This is a genomic window from Acholeplasma laidlawii, assembly GCF_015709225.1.
Classification (GTDB): domain Bacteria; phylum Bacillota_I; class Bacilli_A; order Acholeplasmatales; family Acholeplasmataceae; genus Acholeplasma; species Acholeplasma laidlawii_A.
Genome location: NZ_JADNRS010000029.1, coordinates 66,150 through 83,721, shown reverse-complemented (window position 1 = coordinate 83,721; position 17,572 = coordinate 66,150). Strand labels below are relative to the sequence as shown.

Here is a 17,572-nt window from a genome sequence, read left to right as displayed (position 1 = left end):
TAGGTCTTTTTTCAATGTAAAAAAAATCCCCTCTATAGAGGAGATGATTTTTACTATTGATTGTCTTTGATATATGAAACCAAATCATTCACAGTTTTGATATTTTGTAGAACTTCGTCTGAAATTTCAATTGAGAATGCGTCTTCTACAGTCATGATTAACTCTACAGCATCGATTGAATCTGCGCCTAAATCTTCTACTAATCTAGCATCAGGATTTACTAAAGATGCATCTACTGCAAGTTCATCAACGATAAGTCCTTTGACTTTATCAAAAATATCCATATTAAAAACCTCCTACAGTTTTCCTAATTTGTACAGTTCATTATATCACAAAATATCTATTGTCTAGTGTTTTGATATCGAAAAAGTTTTAACTTCAAAGTATTAATTAAAATATTAAGAATTTCTAGTGTTTATCCACTATGTAATACGTGATATAATAGTTGTTGAAAGTTGAGGATGATTATGAAATTTTTAGTTGGAACTTATACAAGAAACACTTCAGAGGGTATATATCTAGTCGATGAGGGCAAAGTTTCTTTACATCAAAAATTATTCAACCCTACCTATTTTACAATTCAAGATGGTTATTTATTTACAATCGCACATGGTGGGATTGAGATTTATCAAGGCGATACACTAATATATGAAGATCACACTGAATATAGTAGTCCTTGTCATTTGTTTTATGAACCTACATTGGAAATGATCTTTACAGCAAACTATCATTCTGGCCAAATCTCTACTTATAAATTTGATGGTACATTAACCAAAAAGATCCAATCAATTATTTATCCAACTGGTTCTCATGCACATCAAGCTTATTATGACAGTGCTAGCCAAACATTATTTGTTTGTGATCTAGGTTTAGATACGATTTTTACCTATACAATTGGTAGTGACCTAAAGTTGGTACCTAAAAAAGATTTAACGCTTCATAAAGGTGTAGGACCAAGACACTTAGTCGTATCCGATAAAGGGTTTGTTTATTGTTTAACAGAACACTCTCGTGAAATCTATGCATTTAATGAGAAATTAGATTTTGTTAAAAAATATAAAACCTTAGATAAAAATTTCCAAGGTATTAGTGGTGCTGCTATTCGTATTACAGAAAATGGTAAACACTTATATGTTTCTAATAGAGGATTTGATGCTATCACGCACTTTGAAGTTTTAGAAGACGGTTCATTACGTCAAAAACGTATTTATAATACCAACGGAAAACATCCAAGAGATTTTAATATCTCATTAGATGAATCTCATTTAATGGTAGGTAATATGCATTCAAATAATGTTGCTATCTTTGAACGCAATCAAGAAACAGGCGCACTTAAATTTCTTAAAACTATAAATATTCCAGAACCAAGTTGTATTGTATTTACTACATAATACCTATAAACTCCTTTTTAATCCAAAGGAGTTTTTTTATATACTTTTAAAAAATATGGTAATATGTCAGTAAAAGAGGTGGTTTTTGTGGCAAATTTTGAATCTGTAGAAAGTTATTTAAATAGTCTTAGCGGTAAATCTCTAGACTATGTCGAAACAATGCGTGCACTTATTTTGAGTTTAAATCCAAATATTCAAGAGTACTCAGCTTACGGATTATTAGCTTATAAACTAAATAGATATACCTGCTATATTGGAGGATTTACTAATCATGTCGGTATCTATGGACCAATATCGGATGTGATTAAACGCTCTAAAGAGGAATTACAATCCTATAAAGTATCTAAAGGCACAATCCAGTTTCCATTATCTAAACCACTCGATCTTATACTTATAGAAAAAATAATTAAACTTGCACTTCATCTATAAAAAAAACGAATCCTTGAAATTTTTAGGATTCGTTTTTAATATATAAATTATTTAATTTCGCCGTTGCGTAAAGCTTTTAATGCTTTTGACCAGCCTAGTAATTGTGTAAATAACGCTTCTAGTTCCGGAGTATGCCATGAGCCTGGTGCAAATTCTTGATCAGGTGTCATTGCATTTTTAAAGTCTGATACAAATGAAATGTTGATTTGTTGTTGTGTCATAGCAACTTGTTGGTATGCTAAGTGTGCTCTAAAGCTTACAATACCACGAGCAGCCCCTAAGAAACCATAACCTACGAATGCTAATGCTTTGTTGTTAACTTCAGCATTTAAGAAGTTAAATGCATTCACTAATGCACCTGGTACAACGTGGTTGTATTCTGGTGTTACTAAGATGTAACCGTCATATGATGCCATTGTTTCGCTCCAGTTCTTTAAAGCGATTCCTTGACTTTCAGTTGGTGTAGCACCTAATAGTGGTAAATCAAATGATTTTAAATCTACTAATTCATACGTAACATCTTTGTCATTTCTTTTTTGTCCGTTTTCTAAAACCCAATCAGCGACAACTTTTCCGTTTCTTCCTTCTCTAACAGAAGCAATAATAATACCTATTTTCAAACTCATAATTTTTGTATCTCCTTCATAATCTATTTTCATGTATCTATGATATTACGAATTCGAAATATATTCAAACTATGTGCTTTAAGACTTTGCTTTATGTGTTAAATAACAAAATTGCCATCTTCAAAGACTACAACTTTAGTGCCGTCCTGTTTTGTACCTACAATTTTTAAGTCTTTAGAACCAAACATGAAGTCAACATGTGTCATAGAGTTATTGTAACCCTTCTTTTCTAGTTCTTCAATTGATGTTTGGTTACCATTTTTAATGTTCATTGGATATGCACGACCTAGTGCCATATGGCAACTTGCGTTTTCATCAAATAAAGTGTTTAAGAATAAAATATCCATATTTGAGATTGGTGAATTATGTGAAATAAGAGCAATTTCACCAATATATCTTGAGTTTGCATCAAAGTCTAAGATATTCTTTAGTGCATCTTTTTCTACACGAGCATCAAAATCAACGACTTTACCATCTTTAAATTCTAACCAGAAATCTTCAATAATTACACCTGAATTGTTTAATGGTTTAGTTGCTACTACTTTACCTTGAGTACCAAATTTGTATGGCATTGTAAATGATTCTTCAGTTGGGATATTTGGGTTAAATACTACACCGTTACCAGCTTTTTCACTACCACCAGCCCACACATGATCTTCAATAAGTTCAACAACAAGGTCTGTACCTAAACTGTTTGTAAAATGTAGAGATTTAAAGTTTGAATCATTTAATATTTTATTGTTTCTTCTTAAGTATTCGTTATGTTTAACCCAATCTTGTACTGGATCATTATCAATTCTCACTCTACAAGCACTAAAGATTGCATCCCATAATTTTTCAATACCATTTTCAACTTGTAAATTAGGGAATAATTTTTTAGCCCAACTTGGGTTGGATGCTGCAACAATTGTCCATTGTGATTTATTACCCATCGTATGTTCTCGGAAGAACTTAAGCATTTTAGAAGATTCAATCATAACTTCTTGCATTTTCTTGCTATCAACACCAGCTAATGCATTAGGAATCGGTGAAACAATAGAAATAAATGCTGCATTTTGATCTACATAATATTTGTATTGATCAATAGACCATTGTGGCATTTCTTTTAAATTTTCTGTTGTTGCATAATCATATGAGTGTTTAGAAACAATTTCATCACCCCAAATGATATGGACTTTTTTAGCACCAGCAATGTATGCTTGTTTTGCTACTTCTCTTGTTAATTCAACAGCTTCTGTTGATGTACGTAAGACAACTACTTGTCCAGGTTGTACGTTTGCACCTGTAACTACTGCAAGTCTTGCATATTTTTCTAATAATATTTTGTTTGGCATGTTCTACACCTTTACTTTCTTTATTTTATTAATAATATATTTATTTTCTACTGCTTGGTTTTGATCTTTTGTTGCTTCAATATAAACATAGGTATCACTTAGTAGTTCTTTGTATAAATTATATTGATTTGGAAATACAGTTAAATCTAAACTTATACCATTACTAAAGGTAACAAATGCCATTTCATCACCTTTTTTGGTTGTTATTATTTTAACACTTTCTATCATACCAATGGTGCGAATTGACTGTTCTTTTAATGATAATGGCTTTAATTTGTGTATTTCATTTAAACGGATGAGTACTTCATCCTTTAAATATTTTAAATTAAATCCTAAGACTTCAATCTCTTTTTCTTTTAGTGTATTAAAGGGCAGTTCTTCTAACTTACTTTTCTTATAATCATCTAAAAACTGTTCAAAACCTGTTTGACTTAAATTATTTTGATCTAATAGTTCTTTATGGTTAAGTCCAAAAACATCTAGGGCATTTGCATGAATTAAGATTTCAATGGTTTTTTCATTTAATACTTTATACACTTTTTCTTTAATGTGATCATACGAATCAAATGGTTGAAGTTCAACTATTTTTTTAGCAATCGTTAAACCAATCCCTTTAATCATCGTAAGTGGTGCTAGGATACCAGATTTATAAGGTATAAAGTCTAGTTTTGATAGATTAATGTTTGGTGGATAAACAACCAAACCTTTATTTTGAGCATCAAGTACAAGTTCTTTTAAGTAGGCAGTATTTGATGTATTTTGACTCATAAGAACTGAAATAAAGGATGCATAATAGTGTGTTTTTAAATATGCCATATAATACGCGATAAATGCATATGCCACACTGTGACTTCTATTAAATCCGTAATCAGCAAATTTTTCTATGTGGTTATAGATTCTTTCAGCCGTCTTAGCATCACGATTTAGCATGACAGATTTCTCTATAAAACGCGCTTTTTCTTTATCAATGATATCTCTATTCTTTTTAGAAATTGCACGTCTTATAATATCTGCTTCGCTTAGTTTATAGCCAGCATACACTTGAAAGATTTTCATGATTTGTTCTTGATAAACGATAATACCATATGTAGGCTTTAATATTTCATCAATATCACTATCTAACTTCTCGTATGGGGCACCGTGTCGCCTTTTAATATAATCATCTATAAACTGCATCGGCCCTGGCCTAAATAATGCCAGTAATGCAACAATATCTTCAAAGTGAGATGGTCTTAACTTTCTAATTACATTTCTCATACCTTGAGATTCTAGTTGAAAGACACCTTCTACATCCGCATTAGATAGTAATTCAAATGTTTTCTTATCATCTAAAGGTATATCTATTAATTTTAGTTTATTTTGTTCTAGTTTTAATATATCTTCAATCATAGTTAGATTCTTCAATCCCAAAAAGTCTATTTTTAAGAATCCAAGTGACTCTAGATCACTTGCCTCTAATTGAGATTGATATATATCTTTAGGACCGTTCATTAATGGTACTAAAGTAGTTAAATCTTGTTTAGATAAAATGATACCTGCCGGATGCGTTCCTGTTTGACGAGGTATACCTTCAATTGTAGATGCTACTTTAACTAATTTTTGAGCTTCTCTATCACTTTCATCTAAAATGCCTTTCGTATGACTTGCTATAATTGCATTAATACGTTCTTGACTTAAATTCATTTGCCGAGCAATATCACGCATCGATGTCTTGGTTGTTAAATTTGTAAAGGTAGTCATTGTAACCACATGGTTTATTCCGTATTTTTCTTTAACATAGTCAATCACTAAATCTCTTTTAACATCCGGAAAATCTAAATCGATATCTGGCATTGATTTTCTATCGATGTTTAGGAAACGCTCAAATAATAAATCATATTGTATTGGATCTACTTCTGTAATACCTAAACAGTATGCAACCAAACTACCTGCCGCACTACCACGTCCAGGACCAACTAAAATATCGTTTGTTTTAGCAAATCTTACAAAATCATAGACGATTAAGAAGTAATCATCATAACCCATTTGGTGTATGACTTCTAATTCTTCATTTAATCTTTGAATATAATCGGTTGATTTTCTAACACCACTATTTTCCAACCTTTTTTCTAGTCCTTTATGTGCAAGTGCATATAAATAAATATGACTTTCAACTTTATCCTTTGTTGGAAAAACTGGTAAGCTTTGGGTCTTATCTAAATATGTGTAGCTTACATTACCAAAGACAGTGTCTACATTTTTAAATATATTCTTTTCTTGTTCATATTGTTTAACTAATTCATTTTTACTTAATAAGTGCATTGAAACATTTAATGATTTAAACTGACTATCTTTAATTGTATTTACAATGTCATATGTAGTTTTATTTTCTTCATCCTCATAACTTTGTTGATATGTAGGTAAACACATTAAATCTTCTTTTAAGGCGATTTTCTTAAAAATAGGTGTAATCTTATCAACTTCAAACTCTGTTGCATTACCCAGTCCCAAATAGAAGTTTCTTAGTGTTTTATTTAATGAAAAAACAACTTCATAGACACGTTCACTCATCTCATAATGTTGGTAGATAAAATTTTGAGTACTTGGTAAAACAACGATCAATTTGTTTAATAAATGAACACAGGATTCAAAAGGTATATCCGGCGTTCTAGCTGTTAATGAGTTTAATTCAATAAGTGATTTTAATGCTTCATCATTATGTGCATAGATGAGTAAATCTAAATCATAGCCCAATACTTTAAATGTTTTTTGAAATCCTAAAATTAAAGGTATTTCATATTTCTTACTTAAGACTAAAGATTTATATAAAGCATGTAAATTATTATCATCAGTAATTGCTACAAAGTCTAGGTTTTCATGTTTTGCATGCTTAAAAATAGTCTCCAAATGGAGCGTAGACTTTAAAATAGAATATGAACTTTGCGTATATAGCGATCCAATCAAATTAGTCACACCTCATATTACTATTATACCTAAAAAAGCAAAAAAGGATTAAAATCCTTTTAGCTTAGAGCAAATCTTTTAGCAATCTCTTTAATCTCTTCTGATTCTTTTCTTGATGGCATGGATGCAATTTTTATACCTTTTTCAAAAAGGTTTAAGCCAAGATCATGAACTCGGTCTTCCCAGTAATCCATCCACTCACCTTCACCCCAACCATAAGAACCAAATAAGAGTAGTGGCATATCACCTAAGATAGGTTCTACTTCTTCATACCATGGTAAGAATTCTTCTGGTTCTAACTCTTCAATACCCATGGATGGACAACCAATTGCCACTTTTTCGTAATTTAAAATATCATCTGCTAAACAATCATCAATTTGTTTTAAATCTGCTTCAACCCCTGCAGCGATAATACCGTCATAGATATTCTTAGCCATGACTTCTGTATTCCCTGTTCCGGTCCAGTATACAACTAAAATTGCCATATCATACACACTTTCTACATTCATTATTATACTAGTTCATATTATACTAAATATACTAGATTTTTTCATGTTTTTTGATGTATATGTAATAAATTATGATACTGCCTAAAATAATTACACCACCAACGATATAATATATGTAATCCATTACATCATTTGCCGCTTCAATTGTGAGTAAGACTTTAATTTCTGAGTAATTTCCAGATGAATCATGTACATAAAATAGTATTTCATAATATCCAACTTGTTGGATGGGTACAAATTGGGGATTCATTTTAACAAGATATGAAATATCACCATCATAGTTATCATAAGCAGTTACATATTCTTTATAGTTAAAGTATGCACCTTTTTTGATGGTGATATGTGTTGCTTCAATCACTGGTTTTTCAAAATCAGTTAAATAGATATAAAGTAGTTGTGTACCAATATTATTCGATTTATCTAATAACTCATAGATTACTTGATATAAGCCCACTTTATTAAAATCCAAAGTAGATTTATATCTTATATCAAAGATAGATAAATCTTTGTCATAACTGTCAAACACACTTTCTACATAGGATAGATAATCAACACTATCTACACCATAAGCAAGATATACTTGATGTGTTTTTAGAATGATTTCAGGATAGCTTAAATCAATGATTTTAATATGTATGTATTCTTTTGTTTCGTTTAAAGAACTATCAATAGCACGTATTATGATTTGGTGTTCACCAAGTTCATTATAATTAATATCACCGTCTTCGATGATAATTACTAAATCCTTATCATAATTATCTTTTACTTCTATCATACCGATATAATTTGGTCTTAAAAAGTTTGTTATTACAATTTCACTAGGAACTTTTAAAGTAGGTTGTTGTTGGTCAATAACGTGTACAATTACTGGATACTCGGCCGCATTTTTTGCTTGATCAACTACTTTTACAATGACCCTGTAAGCACCCACCTTTGACATTGAAATACTTCCTGTTTTAGTGATTGTTAAATCTTCTAGTTTGTTGTAGTTATCTTCAATGATTAAGTAGTCATAAATATAAGGCTCTAAACTATGAACATCAACATAAATATCTTCTTTCATACTTACTTTAGGTGCTTCAGCGTCTATGACCTCAACAACGAGATTAGCTTTTCCTATTAAGTTATTAGAATCTCTTATGGAATATATCACTTCATATTTACCAAGTATATGTGTATCAATATAACTTGTTATTAAGACATCTTCTATGTTTAAAATATCCACATTATCCTTAACATCTATGATAAAGGATCTTAAGTAATCTGTAGTGAGGTCAGTTAAGTAATTCACCTTTATATTGTTCGTTTTTAAAATGATAACCGGACTTGTTGTATCTACCACTTCAACTTGAACATTGACAGTGACTTCATTACCCGATTGATCTTTTAATGTAACTGATAAAGGATAACTTCCAGGCTTTTCATAATGAATGAATTTATCATCATAACTTACTTCAAGTGCAGTATCATAATTATCACTAAAGGTAAAAAACTTATCTAAATTTAAGACATCTCCGATTAAAATTGTGATACTTCCTTTTTGCTTGATAACGGGTTTTACGTTATCTACTACATGGATGGTTGTTACCCAAATTGATTCATTAAATGCTTTATCCTTTACACTGTATGTCACCTGATAACTACCTAATTGATTTAAGTTCACTTGACCAGCATAGATATTTAAAATTAAATCCTTATCCACAGTATAGTTATCTGTATAGCTAATAAGTGTTTTATAATCTATTGATTTTGTTCCTACATCCACATAAAAATCCTTCGGACCCGTTATCGTTGGTAAAATAGTATCTTTGACAATAAATGTAACAGCTACCTCGCTTTCAAAACCTAAGGTAGGAAAATGAGCTCGGTACCAAACCGTATAACTACCTACTACATGTGTTCTAATGACATTAAAGCTTGTATAGTTGATTTCATATTCATAAAACATTAATTTATCTTCTACCACTTCATCATTTATATATAAGGTAGCCTCGGGAAAGCTCTTATACTTATCAAGTGATTCTCCAATTGGTATAACAATCACTTCATTGGTCCAAAGAACAGCAATATTCATAAGTAGATTAAAAAAAGACAACATGTTTTTTACCTCCTATTATATAGTAGAAAACATACTGTCTTTTAACTTTTATTTTATAGTTTATTCATTTCAGCTTCATAAACTTTTGATTTTTCTTCTAAGAATTGATTTCTATAAAGATCGTAATAAGCACCTTGTTTTAATAACAGTTCATGGTGAGTACCTTGTTCGGTAATCTTACCTTGATCTAACATGACAATTAAATCGGAGTCTACAATCGTTGATAATCTATGAGCAACGATTAAACTGGTACGCCCATTTAATAATTTCTTAGTAGCATCTTGAATTAATGATTCTGCTTCACTATCAATCGATGAAGTAGCTTCATCTAGAATTAAGATACTTGGTTCTGCAAGGATTGCTCTAGCAAACGAGATAAGTTGTTTTTGTCCCATAGAAAGCAAGCCACCACCTTCACCTACATGTGTTTGGTAGCCATTTTCTAATTTTTCTACAAACGGATGTAATCCGATTGCTTTAGAGGCTTCAATGACTTCTTCATCTGTTGCATCTAACCTACCATAACGGATATTTTCTAGGATAGTTGTTGAAAATAAATGTGGTGATTGTAATACATAACCTAATTTTTCATGTAACCATGAAATACTTCTATCTTTATAGTCTACGCCATCTAATAAGATTTGACCTTGAGTTGGTTCATAAAATCTTGAGATTAAGTTTACAATGGTTGTCTTACCACTACCAGTATGTCCAACTAATGCAACACTCATACCCGCTTTAATGTTTATATTAAAGTTGTCTAAGATGATTTCATTTTCATTGTATGAGAATGTAACATTCTTAAATTCAATATGACCATTTAGAGGTTCCCAATTTTCTTTTTTCTTATTAAACCAGTCCCCGTATTTAGATACGACTTCATCACTGTCTTTAATTTGAGATTCAGTCATAATAAGTTCTAAGATACGTTCTGCACTGGCTTGTGCTTGTTGGAGTTGGGAAATAAAGTTAGATAAGTTAATAATTGGATCAAAGAAACTCACTGTTGATCTAATGAATAAGTAAACTACCCCGATGGTGATTGCACCTTCGATGGTAAAGCTTGAACCGGTATACATTACAATCGCTACAAAGATATAACAAGCAAGCAATAATACAGAAGAATACATCGCTGATAAACTTTGAGCCTTAACACTAGCCCTATACATTTTATGCGTCGTCTGCTTAAATTCGTTTAGGTTTTCATCTTCAATCACAAGTGATTTAGATGTTTTTGCACCATGAAAACTTTCGGAATACTTTGCAGTAATCTCAGAGTTATAGTGTCTTGCTTGACGGTGTCTTTTTAATACACGTTTTCTAAAAAGCAATGTAACCAAGAACATCATTGGTATTGCAAGTGTCACAATAATTGCTAATCTCCAGTAATAAAAATAAAGAATAGTTAGCGTAAATATCATGAGTAGTAGTGACCAAATGACATCAACTATACCCCATGAAATGATATTAGCAAGCCTTTTCGAGTCACTTGTCATACGTGCCATGATCCAACCTTGTGGGGTTTTATCATAGTATGAAAATGGTAATCTTTGAAGTGTTCTAAATGCTTCTTTTCTTAATAGGTAATTGACATTAGCCTCAATTTTTCCACTTTGGTAGATAAAGCCCCAAATCCCAATTCCAAATCCAATTGCAACCATGATATTTAGAATTGTATACTCAGTAAAGAATGTATAATCTCCTTTTTCAATAAATGTATCTAGTGCATATTGTTGAATGACTACAGTCAGTGCATCTAAAAGTGCAACAAATACACCAATAGAAATCATGATGATAAAACTACGTTTATCTTTTAATATGATTTTGAATAATCTACCCCAAACTGGAAGTGATACTTTTTTAATTTCGTTTTCTTGTTCTTGATGTTGCATCTTAAGCACCCTCCTCAATTAAGTCTAGGAATTCTTGTTCAAGTTTACCTTGAATACCCCATAGTTTATTATAAAGACCATCTTTATGTGCGAGTTCTTTATGTGTACCGATGTCTTCAATTTGTCCATTATTAATGACTATAATCTTATGCGCTTCTTTGGCTGTAGTGATACGGTGTGTAATAATGATATTTGTTGATTGATGTTCTTTTTGACTTAAAGCTCCACGAATCATCATATCTGTTTTGTTATCTACAGCAGAAAGTGCGTCATCAAAGATAAGGATTGGTTTATCACTTACTAGTACACGCGCAATCGCAACTCTTTGTTTTTGTCCACCAGATAGGGTAGTACCTTTTTCTCCAACCATCGTTTCATAACCGTTTTTAAAGGTGTGAATATCATTTTGAAGTGCTGCTGTTTGTGCTGCTGTAATAATTTTATCTTTACTTGCTGTTTTGTTAGTAATCGATATATTTTCATATACCGTTCTAGAATAGAGGAATGGATCTTGAAGCACTGCACCAATTGATTTTCTCATGTGTTGTTTTTTAATATCTCTTAACTCAACACCATCGATTGTGATGGACCCTTCATATTCATACATACGCATTAACAAGTTAATTACTGTTGTTTTACCGCTACCAGTTTTTCCTATAATCGCAACAGTTTCACCTGGTTTAATTTCAAATGAAATATTTTTTAATAGATAGTTAGTATCGTCTTCAAATTTAAAACTTACATCATTAAAGATAATATGACCTTTAATTTCTGGTTCTAAAGTACCGTCTTGTTCATATTCCGTTTTTTCTTCAAATATATGATTGATACGGCCAATTGCAACAAAAGCTTTAGTAAATTCATTAATTAATCGACCCAGACCACGGATTGGCCATACTAATAAGCCAATAAGCATTAATGATGCAGCAAAACTTGCACCATCCATTTCACCAGTTCTTACAAAGTGGATTGCTAATACAGTAACAAGTGCATATTGTGCCATTGAGATAAAGTCCATACTTCCCCAATATATCGCTACTACTTTGTTTGCACGGATATTGCTGTTGGTGTATTGCTTATTCTTCTTTTCCATTTTTTCTAATTCAAATGGTTCATTAGCAAATGCTTTAACAACTTTAGAAGCACTAACGTTTTCTTGAATGACTGTCATCATCTCTGATTCATCATGTTCAACTTTTTCAAATATTTTTTCAATTCTCGTAAAGTAGAAAATAGATGAGATGGCATAAACAGGAATAACTGCTAAACACACCCACATAATGGTGGTATTAATATGATACATTTGGAATACACCACTAAATAGTGATGCGAATAGTCCAATGAGTTGCATAAACTGTAATACAACAAAACCTGTTGTAGTTTCAACGTCTGATGTAACTCTTTGTATTAAGTCACCACTATCTGCATTATTGTGATATTTATAACTTAAGTTTTGAATGTGATCATATAATCTATTACGTAATTTTTTAGAAATACTTTCTTGAATACGACCACGTAAACTTAATTCAAAATACATCATCAAGTATCTAAATGCTTGATAGAAAACTAGTGTAATCGCAACATAAAACACGATCATTAAAATCGTTTCACCAGATTCAAAGAAGTTTACTACAAATGATGGTAAATTCACCGTTTGTAAATCAGGTGGTAATGGGTCAGTACTTAAACGAAGTGTTAAAGTACGAATAATATATTGAGTGAATAAAGGCACATAGGAGTATGAGAAGCGATGGAATATCGTTAATATAATTAAGATAATATAGCCCCACAAGTGTCCTTTGGCTAGTTTCATAAGGGATTTAAATTTCATGATGTTCTCCTTGTTCGTCGTGTTTTTTAGATAATAAAAAGAGGGTTTCCCCTCTTAAAGATACATATAAAAAAAGCTTTTATATCTGAATGAAGGGTATTTGATAAATAAATAAGCCTTCATTATAAGTCCTACAAATAAATTACTTATTGTTACCTATAATGAATAGTGTACATTTTTTTATAACCATGTAAACCTCCCACTCATCTTTTTTAGTTTATTAAACTATTTATAGTGTATCACATTATTTAATTAATTAATCAAAAATAGTCGTTAAATCTTTAATTTTTCTAAAAATTAATCTACCTAACTTGGTTGCGTCTTTATAATAGCCTACTTTCTTTAAACACTGTAACCCTTCTTCGTACCAAAAGTTTAAATATAAGATGTCATCTGGTAAGTCATTTGATTTTAAAACCTCTGTAAGTATGTATTGAACTAATGACTCAATATTAGGCGCTTTAGAATATTTAAGAACTAAATATGTATGTATTAGTTTAAGTTGCTTATTCTCGAATTTAGGGAATGAATTGAGTGAATCCTTCATCACGTTAGTTTGGTTTATTCTGTTTAGAATAAGAAGTTTTAATTCATGTGCCTCTAAGCTGATTAGAGGTTCACTATTAAGTGTTTCTATAGCTAGTTCATAGTCCATATTGATAAAGTGATATTTAGATTTTACAAACGCTTTTTGATAAGGTTTAAGGTTTTTGGATTTATCCAATAATTCATTAAGAATCTGTTCATTAATGAATTGAACCATGTATGTTAGATAGTAATATTTTAGGTCATGTACTTTATGATAAAATTCATTTTCTATACATTGATCAATTAATGATTCATAGGTAAGCACGATATATGGATGATGATTCATTTTAGTCGCAAGATAAATTCTTTCACATGCTATTAAGATATCTAGGTGTAGTAGTTGATAATGATTTGTTTCTATATTTAATACAGAAAAAGCATCCTTTAGTCTACCTTCAAAACTAAGTAGTTTAGATGTTAGAAATATATAAAATTTGAGTTCAATACCATTTAAATTTTTAATATAAGGATTAAGTTCTTGGTGGTTTATTTTAGCTTCTAAAAATTTATTTTGACTGATCAAATAACCTGTTTTGTTTAATTTAGATTGATAGTTATCTTCCGTAAATAATCTTTCATCTATGACTTCCTCTTGATTATGGAATATATTTTCTATGAGTTGATGTAGTAACTCATTTTGTTGATTGCCTACGTTAAAGAATTTAGTATTATATCTTTCTTCAAGTTGTAGTATGTATTTTTCACTTGGTCTAATTAGACTGTTTTCTATTTTAGATAAATAACTCACACTACAAATACCATCGGAACTATCTTCAAGCGTCAAATTAAGTTTTAACCGGTGGTGTTTTAACATAGAACCTATGTTGTCATTATTGTTTGTTATCTCTGGGTTTCGTAGTCTTATCTGCCCTCGTAAGTATCCCAAATTTATATACATTGTAAACCTTCCTTTTTGGCTTGATTATAGTGTTTACTATAATAAAAATCTACATCTTTTAAAAGAAAAATGTAGATTATTTTTTTATTATTTGAGATTTTTTATTGTTTAGAAATTACATTTTTAAAGTACGGACAAATATCTTGCATCTTACACGTATCACAATTAGGTTTTCTAGCAATACAATGATATCGTCCGAAAAAGATAAGTTGATGATGAAGTTTATGCCACAGTTCTTTAGGAAATTGATTGTTTAATTTCATTTCAACTTCGAGTGCATCGTCTGTTTCGTCTGCAAGCCCTAGCCTTTTAGAAATTCTTAAGATATGCGTATCTACTGCAAGTGCTGGTATACCAAATGCGTTAGATAATACAACATTAGCTGTCTTTCTACCAACACCTGGTAATGATTCTAAATCTTTTCGTTCACTTGGTACAAGTCCACCATAATCTTCAACTAATCTTTTAGCAAGACCGATGATGTTTCTTGCTTTTGTTTTATATAAGCCGATTGTTTTAATTGTTTCCATAACATCTTCAACATCTGCATGCATCAGATCATTTGGAGTCGGATATTTCTTAAATAAATCCTTTGTGACTTTGTTGACCGCGATGTCTGTTGTTTGGGCAGACAGTACAACCGCAACAATGAGTTCAAAGTTATTTGTGAAATCTAATTCTGCTTTTGCATCTGGGAAAAGTTCTTCTAAATAGTGACTGAAAAATATACGTTGACTTTTAGTCATTAGATAGCCTTAAATATTTCATCAATAGCACGTTCTGCTTCATCATCAAGTGGTTCTGCAATATATTTTTCTCTATTTAATGTTCTTTCTAAAAACTTAAGTGAAAACTTTCCAGATGGTCCTATTTCTTCAATTTTAGAAATAATTGCATCATGCGTATATAAAGATTCGTCATACCATGAGCGTACTATATCAAGTTCTAAACTAGATAATGCCTTACCTAAGTGTTTTTCTAAAAGTTCGATTGCATGTGAAATTTGTGTTTCATAACGTTCACGTTTGATAGCTTCCATGTCAGATTCATAAAGTTCTGTGATTTTATCAAACGTACCGGACAAGTCAAACACTTCAACTTCTTTATCATTTCTAGTTTCTAATCCTAAAGATATAAAACCTTTGTTAATAAGTTTATCTACACACTTTCCAACATCATTACTTGAGAGTTCAATTTTTCTTGTAATACTTAATATAGAAAAGGTGCGTTTTTTGTAGTTTTGAAATAATGTTTTTAAGACAACCACTTCATTAGGACTTAATTTAAGTCGCTTACATTCTTTAGTTAATAGTGCATCAATTTCTAAAAAATGTTCTTCATATAATTTTCTAATCATAAACTACGCTCCTTTACTACTTTACTTAATGCTTCTTTTGCAGCATTTTGTTCAGCCTCTTTAGTTGAACCACCTTGTCCTGTTCCCAACATAATACTATTTTCTAAAAATACTTCAGACCTAAATGTTGGGCGATGTGATGGTCCACCCACTTTAACTGTTTTATAAGACAAACTCTTTCTTTCAAGTTGAATAAATTCTTGAAGTTGAGTTTTATAGTCTTTAATATGCTCCACTAAGTTTAGGTGTGGTATAACTACCTTGTTAAATATTTCATAAGTCTTATTAAAACCTTGATCCATATATAACGCACCAAAAAAAGCTTCAAATGCATCTGCGATCATACTTGGTTTTGCTGTTTGTTCACCATTACCTAAACGCATCTTGGATTCTAAATCCATTTTTTCTGCATACAAAACAAGTGCCTCTTCACGAACTGCTTGAGCACGTCTTTTAGTTAAAACACCTTGATTGGATTGATCATGAGTAAATAGGTATGTACTCATCATTAATTCAATCACTGCATCACCTAAAAACTCTAGTCGTTCATTATGTTCTGTTTGGTTTTCATGTGCATAAGATGTATGCGTTAATGCTTGAAGGTATAAATCTATATGTTTAGTTTCAATATTAAGTTGTTTCAATAAATCATTCATCTTGACCCCTCAATACGCTTTTTACTTTACCAATCACGTCATGTGAAACCATTGTTTTAGCTTGTCTAATCGCATTCATAAATGCGTAAGCTTCGCTAGAACCGTGTGCTTTAACTACAACTTTATCAAGTCCTGCAATTAATGCACCACCAACTTCATCAGCAGACATCGATTGTTTAAATCTCTTTAATGGTTTTTTCAAGAATAAAACTGCTGCGAGTTTACCCCAGAAGCTTGCTTTAATTTCTCTTTTTAGAATTTTACCTAAGGCACTTGCTGTACCTTCCATGGTTTTCATAACGATGTTTGCAGTAAAACCGTCAGAAAGTAAGATCTGTGCATCAGATGTTAAGATTTCTTTAGGCTCTAAATTACCATAAAAATCAATAAGTGGATGCTTACTTAATAACTCATAAGTTTCTTTATCAATATCTCTACCTTTACCAGGTTCTGTTCCAATATTAATCAATCCAACTTTAGGGGATTTAACACCATATACTTCTTTTAAAGCAATTGTTGAAAATATTGCAAAGTCTAAAAGATGTTCAGCTTTCGCATCAATATTTCCACCTGCATCCAGTAAGATTGTAGGTTTTCCAATCACGGTTGGTACCATCGGTGCAATTGCTACACGTTTCATTTCTTTCATTGGACGAATCATAAAAAACGATGCGAAAATAAGCGCTTGTGTAGGACCACTGGATACCACACCATCCGCTAAACCTTCTTTTACATGATTAATCGCCATTAACATTGATGTATCTTTATCATCTCTTAAGGTATGTCTTCCAATATCTTTTACACCCATATCAAAATATTTAGGTGTATGAACTACCTTTAATCTTGGATGTTCAATTAAATATGGTTTCATTTGGTCAAGATCACCAAAAATGGTAAGTTCAATGTCGTCAAATTGCTTTAAAGCTAAAATAGATCCCTCTACTATTTCTTTAGGTGCGTTGTCGCCACCCATACCATCAATTGCTAGTTTTATCATAAATTAAATCATCCCTTCTAAAG

General features: G+C 31.1%; 15 protein-coding genes. 2 read left to right on the top strand and 13 right to left on the bottom strand.

Features of this window, described 5'->3' with window-relative positions; genetic code table 11:
• Window positions 1–53: 53 nt before the first annotated feature.
• On the bottom strand, window positions 54–284 hold the full coding sequence (acpP, locus tag IY230_RS02580; RefSeq protein WP_012242198.1) for an acyl carrier protein: 231 nt from the start codon (window positions 282–284) through the stop codon (window positions 54–56).
• A 183-nt stretch (window positions 285–467) separates the two neighbouring features.
• On the opposite strand from acpP, the gene IY230_RS02575 reads away from it, so the two are divergent.
• Both IY230_RS02575 and IY230_RS02570 read left to right on the top strand, forming a co-directional pair.
• On the top strand, window positions 468–1,391 hold the full coding sequence (locus tag IY230_RS02575; RefSeq protein ID WP_196369780.1) for a lactonase family protein: 924 nt from the start codon (window positions 468–470) through the stop codon (window positions 1,389–1,391).
• An 87-nt stretch (window positions 1,392–1,478) separates the two neighbouring features.
• On the top strand, window positions 1,479–1,820 hold the full coding sequence (locus IY230_RS02570; protein ID WP_196369779.1) for an iron chaperone: 342 nt from the start codon (window positions 1,479–1,481) through the stop codon (window positions 1,818–1,820).
• 47 nt (window positions 1,821–1,867) lie between these two features.
• Here the strand turns inward: IY230_RS02570 and IY230_RS02565 are convergent, their stop codons facing one another.
• The 12 genes from IY230_RS02565 to plsX all read right to left on the bottom strand — a co-directional run bounded on the left by IY230_RS02565 (window position 1,868) and on the right by plsX (window position 17,549).
• Window positions 1,868–2,446: an NADPH-dependent FMN reductase gene (locus IY230_RS02565; protein ID WP_196369778.1), complete on the bottom strand. Its 579-nt coding sequence runs from the start codon at window positions 2,444–2,446 to the stop codon at window positions 1,868–1,870.
• Between the two features lie 98 nt (window positions 2,447–2,544).
• Window positions 2,545–3,780 (bottom strand): aminopeptidase, encoded by a 1,236-nt coding sequence (locus tag IY230_RS02560; RefSeq protein ID WP_196369777.1) that lies wholly within the window; start codon window positions 3,778–3,780, stop codon window positions 2,545–2,547.
• A gap of 3 nt (window positions 3,781–3,783) precedes the next feature.
• On the bottom strand, window positions 3,784–6,723 hold the full coding sequence (dnaE, locus tag IY230_RS02555) for a DNA polymerase III subunit alpha (protein ID WP_196369776.1): 2,940 nt from the start codon (window positions 6,721–6,723) through the stop codon (window positions 3,784–3,786).
• Window positions 6,724–6,782: 59 nt separating this feature from the next.
• Window positions 6,783–7,208 (bottom strand): flavodoxin, encoded by a 426-nt coding sequence (locus tag IY230_RS02550; RefSeq protein WP_196369775.1) that lies wholly within the window; start codon window positions 7,206–7,208, stop codon window positions 6,783–6,785.
• A gap of 55 nt (window positions 7,209–7,263) precedes the next feature.
• Entirely contained in the window at window positions 7,264–9,330 is a 2,067-nt protein-coding gene (locus tag IY230_RS02545) for a hypothetical protein (protein ID WP_196369774.1), read from the bottom strand.
• 53 nt (window positions 9,331–9,383) lie between these two features.
• Window positions 9,384–11,222, bottom strand: coding sequence for an ABC transporter ATP-binding protein (locus IY230_RS02540; RefSeq protein WP_196369773.1), 1,839 nt, complete (start codon window positions 11,220–11,222; stop codon window positions 9,384–9,386).
• Window position 11,223: 1 nt separating this feature from the next.
• Window positions 11,224–13,053 (bottom strand): ABC transporter ATP-binding protein, encoded by a 1,830-nt coding sequence (locus tag IY230_RS02535; RefSeq protein ID WP_196369772.1) that lies wholly within the window; start codon window positions 13,051–13,053, stop codon window positions 11,224–11,226.
• Between the two features lie 256 nt (window positions 13,054–13,309).
• Window positions 13,310–14,539, bottom strand: coding sequence for a helix-turn-helix domain-containing protein (locus IY230_RS02530; RefSeq protein WP_196369771.1), 1,230 nt, complete (start codon window positions 14,537–14,539; stop codon window positions 13,310–13,312).
• 101 nt (window positions 14,540–14,640) lie between these two features.
• Window positions 14,641–15,285, bottom strand: coding sequence for an endonuclease III (nth, locus tag IY230_RS02525; RefSeq protein WP_196369770.1), 645 nt, complete (start codon window positions 15,283–15,285; stop codon window positions 14,641–14,643).
• Window positions 15,285–15,896: a hypothetical protein gene (locus IY230_RS02520; protein WP_196369769.1), complete on the bottom strand. Its 612-nt coding sequence runs from the start codon at window positions 15,894–15,896 to the stop codon at window positions 15,285–15,287. Before IY230_RS02520 ends, nth begins: the two co-directional genes overlap by 1 nt.
• Window positions 15,893–16,552 carry a ribonuclease III gene (gene rnc, locus IY230_RS02515; RefSeq protein ID WP_196369768.1) on the bottom strand — a complete coding sequence of 220 codons (660 nt, stop codon included), beginning with the start codon at window positions 16,550–16,552 and terminating at the stop codon, window positions 15,893–15,895. The genes IY230_RS02520 and rnc overlap by 4 nt, the downstream gene beginning before the upstream one ends.
• Window positions 16,545–17,549 carry a phosphate acyltransferase PlsX gene (plsX, locus tag IY230_RS02510; protein ID WP_196369767.1) on the bottom strand — a complete coding sequence of 335 codons (1,005 nt, stop codon included), beginning with the start codon at window positions 17,547–17,549 and terminating at the stop codon, window positions 16,545–16,547. Before plsX ends, rnc begins: the two co-directional genes overlap by 8 nt.
• Between the last annotated feature and the right edge of the window lie 23 nt (window positions 17,550–17,572).